The following is a 15,213-nucleotide window of genomic DNA, read 5'->3' on the forward strand; positions in this document are numbered from 1 at the left end:
AATTGAAAATGAAGAATCATTCACAAGCTTCAATTTGAATTATTATAGCTTAATATTCTATTGTTCTTTAACCAGTTTGATGAAAATATCGTTCATGCTGGGAATAATCTTCTGGTAAGAGATTATGTCCGCTTTCGGCAGCACTCTGGACAGGAGAGTATTTGCCGAACAATACGTGTTCTGTTGTAAGATAATATCTTGGCGTTCATCTTCGACACGCTGGGATACTACCTCGAATTCCGAGCCGACAACGAGTTCCGGGTTAAATTCCGGGTTGTAGCGACAACTTAATTGATAGGTATTGCTGGCATATTTTTCCCGAATCTGGTTAATCGGGCCTTCGATGATTTTCCGGGATTTGTTAATGAGAGCGATATGGCTGCAAATCTCTTCGACTGATCCCATGTTGTGAGTGGAAAAGATGATTGTCGTTCCTTTTTTGCGAAGTTCCAATATCTCCTTTTTCAATAATTCCACGTTGATCGGGTCAAACCCGCTGAAAGGCTCGTCGAATATCAGCAACTCCGGTTCATGTAACACGGTTGTGATAAACTGCACCTTCTGCGCCATTCCTTTGGAGAGTTCTTCTACCTTTTTGTCCCACCAAGCCTCTATGCCGAATTTCTCGAACCACATTTTCAATCGGGTAATGGAATCACTTTTGCTGATTCCTTTTAAACGAGCCAGATAGACGGCTTGTTCTCCGACTTTCATCTTCTTGTAGAGTCCTCGCTCTTCCGGAAGATAACCGATGCGATTGACGTCAGATGGTTTCAGATGTTCACCCCGGAAATAGATTTCGCCCGAATCAGGAGCGGTGATTTGATTGATGATACGGATTAATGAGGTTTTCCCGGCTCCGTTCGGACCTAGTAATCCGTAAATCGAGCCTTCCGGGATATTGATGGAAACATCATCCAGCGCCTTGTGATTGGCATATGTCTTGACGATGTTTATAGCTTTAAAGAAACTCATATTCGTTTAGTAAGCAAAGGCTGCCGAAAGGGCAGCCTTTGAAGGTTATTTTATTTCAAACATTAAAGCGTCTTTGGGAATTTTGTCGCCTTTATTTACATGGATTTTAACGACAGTTCCGCTTATAGGGGCCAGAATTTTGTTATGCATTTTCATGGCTTGCAGGAGGCATAATAAGTCTCCGGCTTTCACTTCCTGACCTTCTTTCACGTACATGTCGATAATAGAACCGGGTATGTACGTGAGGACGGCTCCCGGGTCGGGTTTTTCCCATTTCTTGCGGTTGATAAATTTCTCCGTGAATTGGGTTTTGTATTGTAAGCCGTCAATTTCTAATAAGTCATATTTTGGTGTACTCATTCGTGGTATAATTTAAGATTAAAATGGAGGAATACCATGTTTCTTTGCCGGGGTTAATACCGACTTATTGCTGGATACCTCGATAGAGTGTTTCAAAATTTTCCGGGTTTCCTCGGGTTCGATGACAGAATCAATGTACCCTTTGGATGCAGCCACATAGGGGTTAGCGAATTTCTCGCGATATTCGGCAACTTTGATCTTGCGCATTTCCTCCGGATTCTCTGCTGACATGATCTCTTTCTTGAAGATAATGTTAGCGGCTCCTTCCGGTCCCATTACGGCAATCTCTGCTGTCGGCCATGCGAACATGAAGTCTGCTTTCAAGTGGCGCGAGTTCATGGCGATGTAACCTCCGCCGTACGCTTTCCGCAGGATCACGGTAATCTTGGGTACGGTCGCCTCGCTATACGCGTAAAGCACTTTTGCCCCATGACGGATAACACCCATGTGTTCTTGTTCCACGCCCGGCAAGTAACCCGGCATATCTTCGAAGGTCACGATCGGGATATTGAATGCGTCACAGAAGCGGATGAAACGTCCCGCTTTATCCGATGAATCGCAATCCAGTACTCCCGCTAACACGGAAGGTTGATTTGCCACGAAACCGATAGTTTCTCCGTCGATACGTCCGAATCCGACCACGATATTTTTGGCAAATTCCTGTTGTATTTCAAGGAAGTCCGAGTCATCGGCAACCGCCCGGATAATATCTCTCACGTCGTAAGGTTGAGTGGGATCGGCGGGAACAATCTTTTCGATTTTGTACTCCGGTTTCGGCGGTTTGGAGGGGAACGGTTTGGCTTTCGCCTCGTTACTCCACGGGATAAAGGTCAATAGTTTTTTGATCTGTTCGAAACATTCGTACTCCGAGTGTGCGAAGAAATGGGCGTTACCGCTGACTTCACTGTGCACTCTGGCACCCCCGAGTTCTTCCATCGTTACCACTTCACCGAGTACGGTTTTCACCACTTCCGGTCCCGTGATAAACATTTTCGAGATGTTGTCCACCACGAACACGAAGTCAGTCAAAGCGGGTGAATACACGGCACCTCCCGCGCAAGGACCGAGAATGACGGATAATTGAGGAATAACTCCGGATGCCTGCGTGTTACGGAAGAAGATTTCCCCGTATCCTGCCAGAGAGTCAACTCCTTCTTGAATACGAGCACCTCCCGAGTCGTTGATCCCGATCAAGGGCACTCTCATTTTCAGAGCGTGGTCCATGATTTTGGTGATCTTGCGGGCATGCATCAAGCCTAATGAACCACCGGCAACAGTGAAGTCTTGGGCATAGATACACACGGGTTCTCCATAAATAGTACCGGTTCCGATGATAACACCATCACCATGCAGAACCTTTTTATCCATATCAAAATCTTTTGACTGATGCTCAACGAACATGTCGTACTCGTGGAAAGAATCTTTGTCGAGTATTGCTTCAATACGCTCCCGGGCTGTCAACTTTCCCATTGCAGCTTGCTTCTTAATAGCCTCTTCGCCACCACCTTGAAGAACAATCTCTTTTCTCTTCCTTAAATCAAGAACATTTCTTTTAAGTGACATAAGTAATAATTTATGTTTGTAAATGATAGGTTTCAACTCAATACAAAATCCTACCTACCCAGTCTGCAAAATTACGAAAAAAAACGGAGAAAAAAACACCTGTTCGGGGGTGTTTGGGATAATATATTGATACATTGAGTGTTGAATGGTGAAATGTTTTTTTGCCCCCCATCGTGTTTTTGTTCTGTTTTCGTAACACGAAACAAGTTTCATGCGTAAAATTTACATTCTGTTTTGCGGGAGTGGTGGGGGGCATGTGGAAGGAGTTTTCCGTGTTACCCGTGGGATTTGAAGAAATAATTGTAGTTTTGCAATTGGTTTACAACCTTCGAAATGAAGATAGAATGAAGATTTTACGTAGGATATTAAAATATATATTCAGGGTTATACTGGGGCTTTTCACCTTGGTAGTGCTTGTTATGATTCTTTTGTACATTCCCGGTATACAGAATTTCGTGACGGGAAAGGCGGAGCAATACGTGGAGCGTAACATGGGTATGAAACTTTCCGTGGGGCGTGTACTGTTGAAATTCCCGTTAGACTTGGCCGTGGAAAGAATTTATTTTGGAAAGACGGAGCGGGACACGATGCTGAGTGCTGACCTGATTCAAGTAAATGTCGCTTTATCGAAATTGTTGAAGAAGGAGATTGAAGTGCGACGGTTGGTGATAGAGAATGCGGCAGTGAACTTCGGGGATACGCTTTCGGGAATGAAAATGAAAGTGGCACTCCATGAACTGAATCTTCGTATGGACAGGTTGAATCTGGCGAAGCAAGAGGCTGACATTCCTACGGTTTCCTTGCATGGCGGAACGGTTTTCATGAACTTGGGTGAAAGTGAGCCGGACACCACACAGCCGGGAGAGCCGGCACGTTGGAAGTTCCGGGTGGGCGAGTTGCTGTTGGATAGTGTCGACTGCGTGATGGACGGGTTGCCCATGGGACAAATCCGCGCAGGAGTGGGCGAAGGACGCTTGAGGGAAGCGGAGATACATCTTGGGGAACAGACGATAAATCTGGATTCCATACTATTGGTACGGGGATATTGTGAGGTGCTGACGCTCGCGGATGCCACTTCGGGCGGGGAGGACGCGGTACAGGATTCCACGGGGAGTATGCCGTGGGTAGTACATGCCGGGAAGGTCGAGTTGGCGGATAGTCGTTTTTTAATGAAGCCTCGCGGAATAAGTGTGGCAGAGGAAAGATTTCCGGAGGCGATACGGGTATCGGCTCTTTCATTGCAAGTGGACAGCGTGTTTAACCGGGGAACGGAGATAGCGGCTATCGTGCAGCGATTGCAGTTGAAAGAAGGGAACGGGCTTGATTTGCGGAATTTATCCTGTCGGGTAAATGTCGGGAGCGATAAGTCTAACGTTTCCAATCTGTCATTGAAAACGGCTTATAGCCGGTTAGGGATGAACGTGCAAGCGGCTAGCGGGCTTACCGGATTCGGGATGAATACTCCTTTGCGCTTGTCGATAAACGGTACGATAGGGGGGAAGGATATACTTTTGTTTATGCCGGACACGAATAAATTAATGGAATCTTTTTTACAGGATAAAACGTTTTCGCTTGCCGGATTATTGAATGGGGAGATCGAGCGATTGAATGTCGAACACCTGAACGTGGGTGCCGGAAATGATTTTTTGTTGGAAAGTAGCGGAAAAGTTTCTTCTATTACCGATATGGAACAGATGGTCGCGGATTACCGGGTATCGTTGACTGTTCGGAACGGGCGTTTTTTCGCGCCGTTCTTGGGCGACGGGGAGGAGGCAGGCGTGGTTGTGCCGGATAATTTGAAGTTGAATGCCGATTTACATATGGCGGATCAGACTGCGAGAGTCAAAGTGGGAGTTAGCCCCCGACAAGGAAGTCTGAATATGGTCGCCGGTTACGGGATGAAAGATAATTCCTATTATGCGGGAGTTCGTTTGCGGGAGTTCGCGTTGAATGAATTTATGCCGAAGGATTCATTGGGAATGGTTTCCGCCACGCTTTCCGCCTCGGGGAAAGGATTGGATTTGAAAACGGCGGCGGGCAAAGTGAATTTAGCTTTGGCATTATTGCAATACAATGGTTACGATTATAAAGATATCACGTTGAATGCCGTGTTGAAAGAGGGTGTGCTGAACGGGGCTTTGGCAAGTGGTAATAAAGAGTTGGATATGGATATGAAATTCCAGCTTACCGCCGGCGACAAGGGATACGAGGCAAAGATTGAAAGTGATATCCGGAACGCGGACTTGAAAGGATTGCATTTTATGCCAGAAGAACTGGCGTTCTCTCTGGGATTGACGTTGCAGGGAGAATTGAACACGGACAGTACTTCCGCTCTAAAAGCCGATTTCACGGATATCGTTTTGAAAGATGTCGGAACCCGGCAGTTGGGGGATTTAAATATATCGTTCGCCGGGGAGGACAATCGTACCCGATTGAACGTGGACGCTGGAGATTTGAGCGTGAAGTTTAACGGGAAAGGGAACGGTTATTTATTGGCTCGGCAATTTGCCAAAGCGGGAGAACTGCTTGCCGGACAACTGGAAATACACGATTTTAATATGGAACAATTGGGGGAGGTGTTGCCGGATTTCAGTTTGACAATCGATGCTGCCCAAAAGAACATATTAAACAGTTACCTGAAGAATAACGGGATGCGCTTCAAGCGTGTAGGTATAGAACTGGGGACGGATACCGAGTCCCACTTCAAGATGGATGCCGGGGTTTTCGGGTTGGACATCGAGGGTTTCGTGATTGATAGCGTGTTCATGAACGCTCACGGTCAAGGCGTGGCTTTACGCTACGGGGTGAACGTGTTCGGGGCAAAAAATCAATTGAAAGCATTGTCGCAATTGACCGCGGAAGGCTCGGTGGAACACGATCAGGTAAACGTGAGATTGCGGGAACGGGAGAATAAAGACGGAGAGATCTTTAACATCGGGGCGAATATCGCTTTTCAGGACAGTGCTGTCAGCGTGAGTATATCCCCGGACCCGTTGGTGTTGGGATACGTGTCTTGGCAAGTGAACCGGGGAAACTTTGTTCGTCTGAAACAAGGCGAAATTCCGGCGGCAAACTTGCAGTTGTTGAACGGGGACAAGCGTATCCGGTTGGTGTCGGAGGAAGGAGCGAACCGGGAACCGGAATCATTGGTCGTGGATATAAAAGGTATTGATCTGGGGCATATCTCCGATGTGTTGAGTTTTATCCCGGATATGTCCGGTATGCTGGGCGTTGATTTACAGATGCACAGTAAAAACAAGGTGATCGACGTGGGTGGAAATATCACGATAAATGAATTTAATTATCAACAGGAGCGGATCGGGAACTTGGATATGGGTATAAAATACCGCTTGTCGCGACAGACCGAGCATGATGTCGATTTTACCCTTGCCGTGGACGGGCAACAGGCTCTATTGGCGCGGGGCAAGATGATGACCGGACCGGATGATCAGAACATGGATTTGAATATAGGGATACCGAAATTACCGCTACGGGTGGCAGGAGCCTTCACGCCGCCGGGGATGATTCGTCTGGGCGGGGATATGGTCGGAGCGTTCCGTATCAAGGGGAATATGAGCCAACCTTTGATTGACGGCAATTTGAGTTTCAGAGAGGGAGAAGTGGAAGCGCTTCCGGTGGGAACGACCTTCAAGATAGATACCTCTACCATCACGATTCGGAATAATTTATTGAAATTTAATCATTTCGGGCTGATTGCCCCGAATAAGCAACGACTGGAATTGCAGGGGGACGTGAACTTTGCTTCATTCTCCAGTATCGAGATGGATGCATCCGTCACGGCTCGTAATTTCCAAGCGATGAAGGTGCAGGAAAACGACGAAACAATGGTTTACGGGAAATTGTTTGTCGACGTGTCGGCAACCTTGAAAGGAATGTTAGACGCGTTGAAGATTCGGGGAAATATTAATCTGTTGGATAACAGCGAAGTGTACTACACGTTGAAGTCCGCTCCTTTGTCCGTGACCGACCGGAGTGTTGATCTCGTGCGTTTCGTGTCTTTCCGGGATAGTACGGAAGTGGCGGAGGATGACCAACTGAAGCAAATCCGCGCGGTCAGTCTGGACTTGTTGATGTCCGTGAATATCGCCCCGCTGGTAAGTTTGAACGTGTTGTTGTCCGCTAACGGGCAGAACCGGGTTTCCATCAACGGGGGAGGGAGTTTGACCTACACGCTGAGTCCGGTGGGAGAGAGTCGCCTCGTGGGGCGCTACGTGCTGTCTAGCGGAATCGTGTCTTACGGCTTGCCGGTGATCGGGCAGAAAGATTTCAAGATACAGGATGGCAATTACGTGGAATGGACAGGAGATATTGCCAACCCGACACTGAATATTATGGCGGCAGAAACGATCTCCGCGAGTGTCACGGATGATAGCCAGAAATCCCGTCTGGTGAATTTCAAGGCGATAATACGGATTACCAACACGTTGGAGAAGCCGGATATCACTTTCGACCTTGCCGCCGAGGGGGATATCACGATACAGAACCAGTTGGCGGCGATGACTCCCGAAGAAAGATCCAGAGAGGCGATGAATATGATGATATACGGGTCTTACTCGGGACCCGGTACGGTAGCCAAATCAAACGCTTCCGATAACGCGATCAATAATTTCGTGGAACGGGAGTTGAATCAATGGTCGAGAAAACATTTGAAGAACATGGATTTGACTTTCGGCATCAATACATACAATCAGGTATCGGAGGCGGGCGAGTCGAAGAAGACGGATTACTCCTACCAATTCTCGAAACGGCTGTTCAATAACCGGGTTCGGGTGAAAGTCGGGGGACGTATATCCACGGATAATGATCCGGCAGCTGGGGGCGTGGAGGAGAATCTGGTCGATGATATTGCTGTGGAATACCTGTTTGGGAAGAATCCCAATTTCTTCCTTAAAATATTCCGGCACACGGGTTACGAGAGCGTGTTGGAGGGCGAAGTCACTCAAACCGGTATCGGTGTGGTGTTACGGAAGAATTACCAGAAATTCCGGGATATATTCCGGCGAAAGAAGAAAACGAAAGTGGAAAAGAAAGAAACACGGCGAATAGAAAATGAAAAGTCTGATAAATAGAATATATATACCCGTGACGGTAGCTTTGCTACTGTTGGGCGCGTCTTGTTCGCAGACCAAAAAACTGACGGAAGGTGAAGTGTTGTACACCGGGGTGAAAAAAATGAAAATAGAAACGGCGGAAGGAGTCAAGTTGCAAGGGGCGCAGAGTTCCGCGATTTCCAACCCGATGTCCTATCCCCCCAACAACCCGTTGTTCGCCCCGTACGTGCGTTCGCCTTTCCCCATCGGTCTGTGGGTGTACAATTGGAACATCAAAAAAGAGAAAGGTCTGAAACACTGGTTGTACAAGAAGTTGGCGAAGAAACCGGTATTGATTAGCGACGTGCAACCGGAATTGCGCTTGAAAGCGGTGGAGAACGCTGCCCGGGATTACGGGTATTTCGGGGTGGAAACGAGTTACGAGATCATCCCCAACAAGCGCAATCCCAAGAAAGCGAAAATCAGCTATCACGTGCGTGTACCCGAACCGTATATGTTTGGCAATATCGAGTTCTGGGGATGGAAAGGACGCATGGATAGTTTGTTGCAGAGGAGGAAACAGCGTTGCCTTTTGACAAAAGGGGCTGAATACAGTGTTTACTCGATGGAAGACGAGCGGGAGCGTATCACCCAATTGTTGAGGAACAACGGTTACTATTATTTCCAATCGGACTATATCGAGTTTCTTGCCGACACGACACGGGAAAAGCGGGTGGCTGATGTTCGTATCGCCTTGAAACATGGTGTTCCGGTTGTCGCGTTGCAACCTTACAAGATCGGGAGTGTAGAACTGGTGCTGGAGGAACCCGATGAGTCGGAAACGACCGATTCGCTAGCTTACAAAGAGATAAATGTAAAATACACGAAACCGTTGGGTGTAAAACCCAAAGTGCTGGCTCGTTCGATGTATTTATTGCCGGGAGATATTTACTCTTTCCGACGGCAGAATCGCACGCAGACAAGCCTTGCCCGTTTGGGGATTTTTAAATACACGAATCTGAACGTCACCCGTGCGGACACGGCAAGGACGGACGGATTCGGCAAATTGAATTTTGGAATTAACGCGGTGTACGATTTACCGATCGAAACCGAGGTAGAGGTGGACGTATCCTCGAAATCCAACAACTTGCTGGGACCGGGACTGACTCTCGGTATCACCAACAAAAACCTGTTCCGGGGAGGAGAGAATCTGTCTTTCAAGTTGAACGGGGCATACGAGTGGGAGGTCGGTAACAAGCAAGGCAACTCGAAATCCGGATTAATCAATTCCTACGAGTTGGGCGTGAATATCGGTTTGTCGGTACCTCGCTTGTTGGTTCCCAATTTCTTGAAAAGCACGAAAGATTTTCCCGAACGCACGCATTTCCAAATCGGAGTGGATTTCCTGAACCGTCATACATTTTTCCGGATGATTTCATTCACGGGATCATTCAGTTATGATTTCCAGTCTTCCTACCGGAAGTATCACACGATCACCCCGTTGAAGCTCAGTTATACCCATTTGTTGCGGACTTCAAAGGAATTTGACGAAACGATGGATAATAATCCGGCAATAGCGATGAGTTTCAAGAATCAGTTTATACCCTCGATGGCATACACCTACACGTATGACCGACAGGGGACTTCCCGTAACCCGAACCGGTTGTACTGGCAAAATATGATCATGTCGGCGGGAAACTTGTTGTCCGTGATACAGTACTTGTCGGGGAATCACAAGGGAGAGGGGAAAACGATATTCGGTAACACCTATTCCCAGTTTCTGAAAGGTACTTCCGAGATTATTGTTTACCGGAAACTGACCGAAAATTCGTTGATCGCCACTCGTTTCATGGGAGGGCTCGGGTACGCTTACGGCAATTCAAGCGTGATGCCGTATAGCGAGCAATTTTATATCGGGGGAGCCAACAGCATCCGGGCTTTCACGATTCGTTCCATCGGGCCGGGTAGCTATCACCAGAAAAGTGATAACAAGACGGCATATCTCGACCAGACCGGGGATATAAAACTGGAAGGAAATATCGAGTTGCGCTTTAAAATAGCGGGAAGCCTGAACGGGGCAATTTTCTTGGATGCCGGTAACGTGTGGTTGTTGCGGAATGACCCCAAGCGTCCGGGGGGAGAATTCAAGCTGGCGGGCTTGCTGAACGAGATTGCACTGGGAACAGGTTGCGGGTTGCGCTATGACATCGGTTTTATCGTTATCCGCGGGGATTTGGGTGTTGCTTTGCATACCCCTTACAAGAATCCCGATAAACCGGGATATTACAATATTTCCAAATTTAAGGACGGGTTGGCGTTCCATCTGGCTATCGGCTACCCGTTCTAGGGTGCTGTGATTGGTATTTGTAAGCCCGCTATCTCCTTGTGCTCTCCCGGGAGAGCACAAGGAGATACCTCACCGCTTCTGGAAAGTGGGTCTGAATTTGACTACTTTCCGGGCGTCAAGGTGTTGCATCTCCTTCGTGTACAGGTTGTAAGTTGTTCTGGGAGGGCGTTCGTACGGGAAGAACGAACCGAATCCCATTAACGTTATCCGTCCTCCCGCTTGCAGTGTTTCGGTCATGCATTCGATCATGGCTTGCACGGCTTTTGCGGCGTCGCCTTTGGCGATACCCGCTCGTTCCGCTACTAGTGCTGCTAATTCTCTTTTATTCATAAATCGTGTATTATAGGTTGTTTTTAATAGATTTTCAATCCGCGGAATAGATATCCTTGACGCAGCGGACGGTGGTCGTCGTGCTGCCTTGATCGAGGAATATGTTTCCACCGCTATACCCGTACCCGGTTCTGTTGGTTTTGCCTTTGTATTTCCCGTCGGTTAAACTTCCCATCGAGTAATACGTGCGGGTAAACGGGGTGCCTGACCAGAAATTCGCGGGAATATAGTACCTCATCAGGGTCAATTCCCGTTGGTTGGGCAACCGGTATCCCGGGGGGCAATAGGGGTTGGTCGATTGTTTGGAAACCGCGTCATTCATGTTTTGGAAGTTTGTTGCCCCGAACGTTTTCGCGCTGGCTGACGGTGCCGCCTCGAATTTTTTGTACACCCGGTTCTGTTCCGACAACTCGTCGTCATAATCCAGTTCGCGCGAGGTGTAATAGCGCATCGCGGTCTGGTTGAGGTTGATGTTGTCAAACGTGTAACTCCCGTCCGTGTTTTCGGTGACGTCGATGTAATCGTTGGGGGTTTCTGTCAAATCGTAGCCCTCGGTTTTCGTTTCGTTCGCGGTACCGAGATTGCGTACGCAACGGACACTCCATCGGGTAACTTTTTTGTTTGACCACACGTACGAACCTCCTAGGTCGCCGGTGGCGGATCCCTCTTCGCCCCAGACAACGGTGGGGTTGTTGCTGTTGTCCGCGTACGCGGTACTTGAAATGATATGTTGCCGCCACACGCCTTCGTCGTTACTGTCCATTTCGGTTGCCGTGCGGTTGTACAATCGTCCGTCATGGTCGATCACGTCGGCACCGATCCACACGCCGACGAGTTGCCGGATGGAAGCCAGGTACCATCGTACTTCATCCTGGTCGATTTTCCCGTTGCCGTTGTTGTCCCGGTTGCGTGTCATGCAGGAGTAGCGCAAGTAGCGGTACTCGTCCGACAACTCGGGGATGTCGTTTTCCACCTCTACTGCCATGTAACGATCCCATGGAACCTCGGTATCGAAGGTTGTGCCGTTGGCGTTAACCAGTCCCCACTCTCTCATCGTGTTCAGGCGACCGTTGTAAAGCTCGTTGTTTCCCCTGTTTTCGGAAGGTGAAACAACCCCGGAACTATTTATCTGTACCCCTTTCCCGTACGTCCATATATCCGGGTATTCATCCTTATGCTCCATGCCCCATGCCGTGGAGAACGAGGTGTTGCTCACCCGGGTATCGAATATCGACTGTATGGATTTCTGCTGGATGGTGACCACGCTGCCCGTGGAGCGGCTTTCTTGGTCCTTGCTGATGTTCGAGTTACAGAGGATGTGCATCATGCGGTCGGGTTGGTTGACGAATTCTTTCCACAGCGTGGTGCGCTTTTCGCCCGTGATGGGGTGGGCGTCGTAATAGTACTCGTCGACGTGTACCGTGAGGCAGATTTTCGGTCCCCCGTCCGCCTCGGGGGTGTTGTCGAACGCACTCTCGTCTCGCCGTAGCGGGTCGTCGTAGAGTTTCTTTTGGGCTTTGATGTACTTTACCAGCGTTATGATATCCATTTCCCCGCCGGGGTTAGTGACGGCGTCGTAGGCGTCCGGGGTGTATTTCCGGCGCCTGTTCTCGTAATAGTTCCCGGCGGTGTTTTTCTCGTTCAGGCGGAAGTGGCACCACTTGTAGTCCAGTCCCGTGGGGACGTCCTCTCCCTCGATGAGCTGCGGTTTCCCGTCGCAGAAAGGGGTCTTGACGTACCACGTCAGGTCGTCGGTGATATGCTTGGCGTGGAAGGTGAGCGTTTTGGCGACGTAGTGGGCGTCGCAAAGCGCTATTTCTTCTTTGGCTATGGTGATGGTTCCGGTCGCTCCCGGTTGGTTTTCAGTTGTTTCGGTGTCTACCTCCACCCGGATGTTGTTGACGCTGTTGACGGTCACGGTGTAGGTGTACGAGGTGTTGCGGTGCGTGCTGAAGTCGTTGGGGCTGCCGTTCGTCCCGAAGTCCCCGAGGTGGATGATGTATTGTACCTCTCCGCCCAGTGTTTGCCCGGCGTCATCGTTCACCAGGTCCATCTCCACCCGCCCGGTGACCACGACGTACGTGGACAGGTCGTTCGCGTACTCCCATTCCCCGTTCAATCCCTCTGCCGTCTTCACTTGGCGGTCGCGGTCGGCGAACTTCGCGGCGGTCTTTTTCGGCGTCATCCGGTTCTCGAGCATGTAGAACGAGAACTCGCTTCGCGTTTCCGTGGGGAATTTCTCGAATTGTACCGCGTTGCTCGCGAAGAAGTCGTCGGCAGTAGTGCCGGCATCATACCCTGCGGTTGCCGTTATGCCCCGTTCCGCGTAGGGTAGGACGTACGTTTTGCGCGGGATGTTTACCACCTTCCACTGCCCGGGCGTGAAGCTTTTGATCACCTGTCCGTTGGCATCGGGCGTTGTGCCCGTTTGGAACACGAAACGCACTTTCGCGTCCATCCGGCGCAGTTGCAAGTTGGCTGTATTGCCGTCCGCTTTAATGTAGCCGGAATTGTCCACGGTTACGCCGTCGACCACCCCGCTCATGGGGAAATACCCGTTCCGCGAGATGACGTTCTGGTTCAGCGTGACGACGAAGTCCTTGAGGTCTGCCTCCGCGGTGATCTCGGCACCCAGCCGGTCGCTGCTGACGTTCACCATGTCGGCGTCCAGGTTGGAGATGCCGTAGAGAGTGTATCCCGTGCCCGGGTTGACGGGAATCTTGATGCACCCCGTCGTCCGGCTATTCGAGGCATCGGTGGTGTTCGAAACGTACCAGCAGGCATCCGTTGCGCTCTCCACGTCGGCGGCTTTCGCTTTCAGGTTGTCGGCGTCGAAAAAGTGGGTGTACACCTTTTGCCCCTCGCTGTTGAACACGGCGATGTAGATGTTGTGAACCCGGTTCTCCGGGTAGTCGCCCAGCGTGCTGCGCGACAGGACGGTGACGTTGCTCTCGCTCCCGAAGCTGATCACCAGGGGGGCGGCTTTCTCTCCCGGCACGTCTATCGTTTCGCGGGAACAACCCGCCAGCGCGGCAATCAGCAGGATGCAGTATACGGATAATCTTTTCATGGTATCGTGTTTTTTAATCGAATGTAATTTCGGCTGTTTTCTTTTCCCACGGGATCACCTCGAGGTTGAATATGCCGTAGTTCTCGTTGTAGAAAACGTTCACCGTCGTGTGAACATGCTCGTTCCGGTAAATGTATTCCAGTGGCACCGTCGCCCCGGAGGGGGTGAGGTAATTGATCGGGATGGTGGTGGAAAAGTCTTTTAGCGGGTTTGCGAGGGTGCCGTTGCCGTCTTGCCATGCTTCGGTTTCGGTGTATAGGCACAGGTACCAGCGACAGTTGTTATTATTGTTTGGGGGATTATTATTACTTCTACTTGTTGTATTAATGTTCGTTCCGTCCCGGTTGATAAAATAACGTGTTCTCCCTGCGCTTGCTCTAAAATAAATACCGTAAGAAATCCCGAAATTGAAAGTCGAACCGCTCGTTCCGGTACTTAATGTGCCATCCGATATCGTGATATAGCGTCCCGTCCCGACATTTTTTATCGTGCCCGAACTCGTTCCTGAAAATTGCCAATGGTAATTCTTGTCGTTGATTAATTCATTGTCGTTGGCGGGTACTTTTGCCGATAATGTCGTCCCGTTCATGTAGAGGTAATAAGAGTCATCCGAATAGCTGCGGATGACGTACGTGTTATTCGTGTTGCTAATGGATGTTTCGTTGCTGCCGATAGTTTTGTTGACACTATATGTCACCGGGGTAGCCATCGTCCCCTCGAAAATCGCTCCCTCGATTGCCATTTCGTAGGCAGGGGCTTTGTTCTCGTAAAGGTACTCGTCAAAAGCGTTTGCGCTACCGTGTTCCGGGATGGCGATTACCCCCGCCGCCGCCGGGAATGCCCGGTAAGTATTGCCGGGCGGTATCGTGTTGTCGCGGTTAAAGAGGTAGCCGCTACTCGCGTTAAAGTCGGACAGCCTCACCTCCCGGATGCAAAGCGTTTTATTGTCCGCGTGGTTATGGATGGAAACGCTGAATCGTCCCACCACCCGTTCCAGTTCGGCGGACACGTTGTTCGTGCCGGGAACTACCATGATTTCCTTCACCAGTGTCAGGGGCATCCCCCCGGTGTCGTCGTACGAGGGAGACGCGGTACCCGATAGCGCGGCAAGCAGCCGATCGGCAAACTCGGCGGGCAGTGTTGCCCCGGGAGCGTACGCCGTCGTCGAGAGGTCTAACCCCTCCGGGGCGTTGGCAACGATGTAAAGCGTGTAAGGACCTCGCGAGAGGTTCTCGAACGTCACCGTTCGGGAGGCGGCTTCCGGGTTCGATATGTCGCGTGCCGCGATCGAGGTGCCGTTCGCGAGCAACACGGTCAAGTTTTTCATCGCGTCCCCGTCTTTTGCCGCGCGGGACGCGCTTCTGCCTATCGCGATTGCCAGGGAGGCGTTGCGGGCACCCTCGTTCCCGGGGGAGGGCAATGCCGTGCCGTTGTCCCCGCAGCCTGCCCCGGCGAGTAGAAGCATCGCGGTGCCCCATGATAGTATCTTGTTTTTCAATCTCTTCATCGTGCTGGAA

The 15,213-nt window shown here is 50.1% G+C and carries 8 protein-coding genes; 2 read left to right on the forward strand and 6 right to left on the reverse strand.

From position 1 onward, the window contains the following. Positions 1–57 precede the first annotated feature (57 nt). The 3 genes from Q5866_RS08615 to Q5866_RS08625 are packed head-to-tail and all read right to left on the reverse strand — an operon-like array spanning position 58 to position 2,898. The gene (locus tag Q5866_RS08615; protein WP_099294332.1) at positions 58–975 is read right to left on the reverse strand and encodes an ABC transporter ATP-binding protein; all 918 of its coding nucleotides are present in this window, start codon (positions 973–975) and stop codon (positions 58–60) included. Between the two features lie 45 nt (positions 976–1,020). Then, on the reverse strand, positions 1,021–1,335 hold the full coding sequence (locus Q5866_RS08620) for a biotin/lipoyl-containing protein (RefSeq protein WP_099294330.1): 315 nt from the start codon (positions 1,333–1,335) through the stop codon (positions 1,021–1,023). An 18-nt stretch (positions 1,336–1,353) separates the two neighbouring features. After that, positions 1,354–2,898, reverse strand: coding sequence for an acyl-CoA carboxylase subunit beta (locus Q5866_RS08625; RefSeq protein ID WP_303179846.1), 1,545 nt, complete (start codon positions 2,896–2,898; stop codon positions 1,354–1,356). Between the two features lie 344 nt (positions 2,899–3,242). Between Q5866_RS08625 and Q5866_RS08630 the strand changes: the two genes are divergently transcribed. After that, on the forward strand, positions 3,243–7,988 hold the full coding sequence (locus tag Q5866_RS08630; RefSeq protein WP_303179847.1) for a translocation/assembly module TamB domain-containing protein: 4,746 nt from the start codon (positions 3,243–3,245) through the stop codon (positions 7,986–7,988). Continuing rightward, complete coding sequence (locus Q5866_RS08635; RefSeq protein ID WP_303179848.1) at positions 7,969–10,296, forward strand: BamA/TamA family outer membrane protein; 2,328 nt, start codon at positions 7,969–7,971, stop codon at positions 10,294–10,296. The genes Q5866_RS08630 and Q5866_RS08635 overlap by 20 nt, the downstream gene beginning before the upstream one ends. Before the next feature lie 69 nt (positions 10,297–10,365). On the opposite strand, the gene Q5866_RS08640 is transcribed toward Q5866_RS08635, so the two are convergent. The 3 genes from Q5866_RS08640 to Q5866_RS08650 are packed head-to-tail and all read right to left on the reverse strand — an operon-like array spanning position 10,366 to position 15,203. Beyond that, complete coding sequence (locus Q5866_RS08640; protein WP_292269881.1) at positions 10,366–10,737, reverse strand: HU family DNA-binding protein; 372 nt, start codon at positions 10,735–10,737, stop codon at positions 10,366–10,368. Further along, entirely contained in the window at positions 10,661–13,696 is a 3,036-nt protein-coding gene (locus tag Q5866_RS08645) for a DUF4906 domain-containing protein (RefSeq protein ID WP_303179849.1), read from the reverse strand. Before Q5866_RS08645 ends, Q5866_RS08640 begins: the two co-directional genes overlap by 77 nt. Before the next feature lie 13 nt (positions 13,697–13,709). Continuing rightward, a complete protein-coding gene (locus Q5866_RS08650; RefSeq protein WP_292269886.1) occupies positions 13,710–15,203 on the reverse strand; it encodes a hypothetical protein in 1,494 nt (497 codons plus the stop codon). Positions 15,204–15,213 lie beyond the last annotated feature (10 nt).

Source organism: uncultured Butyricimonas sp. (assembly GCF_959596855.1).
GTDB lineage: Bacteria > Bacteroidota > Bacteroidia > Bacteroidales > Marinifilaceae > Butyricimonas > Butyricimonas muris.

Excerpts from the sequence above, each read along its gene's own strand:
- Q5866_RS08645 (WP_303179849.1), bottom strand. The coding sequence starts at position 13,696 with ATGAAAAGATTATCCGTATACTGCATCCTGCTGATTGCCGCGCTGGCG.
- Q5866_RS08615 (WP_099294332.1), bottom strand. The coding sequence starts at position 975 with ATGAGTTTCTTTAAAGCTATAAACATCGTCAAGACATATGCCAATCAC.
- Q5866_RS08650 (WP_292269886.1), bottom strand. The coding sequence starts at position 15,203 with ATGAAGAGATTGAAAAACAAGATACTATCATGGGGCACCGCGATGCTT.
- Q5866_RS08620 (WP_099294330.1), bottom strand. The coding sequence starts at position 1,335 with ATGAGTACACCAAAATATGACTTATTAGAAATTGACGGCTTACAATAC.
- Q5866_RS08630 (WP_303179847.1), top strand. The coding sequence starts at position 3,243 with ATGAAGATTTTACGTAGGATATTAAAATATATATTCAGGGTTATACTG.
- Q5866_RS08635 (WP_303179848.1), top strand. The coding sequence starts at position 7,969 with ATGAAAAGTCTGATAAATAGAATATATATACCCGTGACGGTAGCTTTG.
- Q5866_RS08625 (WP_303179846.1), bottom strand. The coding sequence starts at position 2,898 with ATGTCACTTAAAAGAAATGTTCTTGATTTAAGGAAGAGAAAAGAGATT.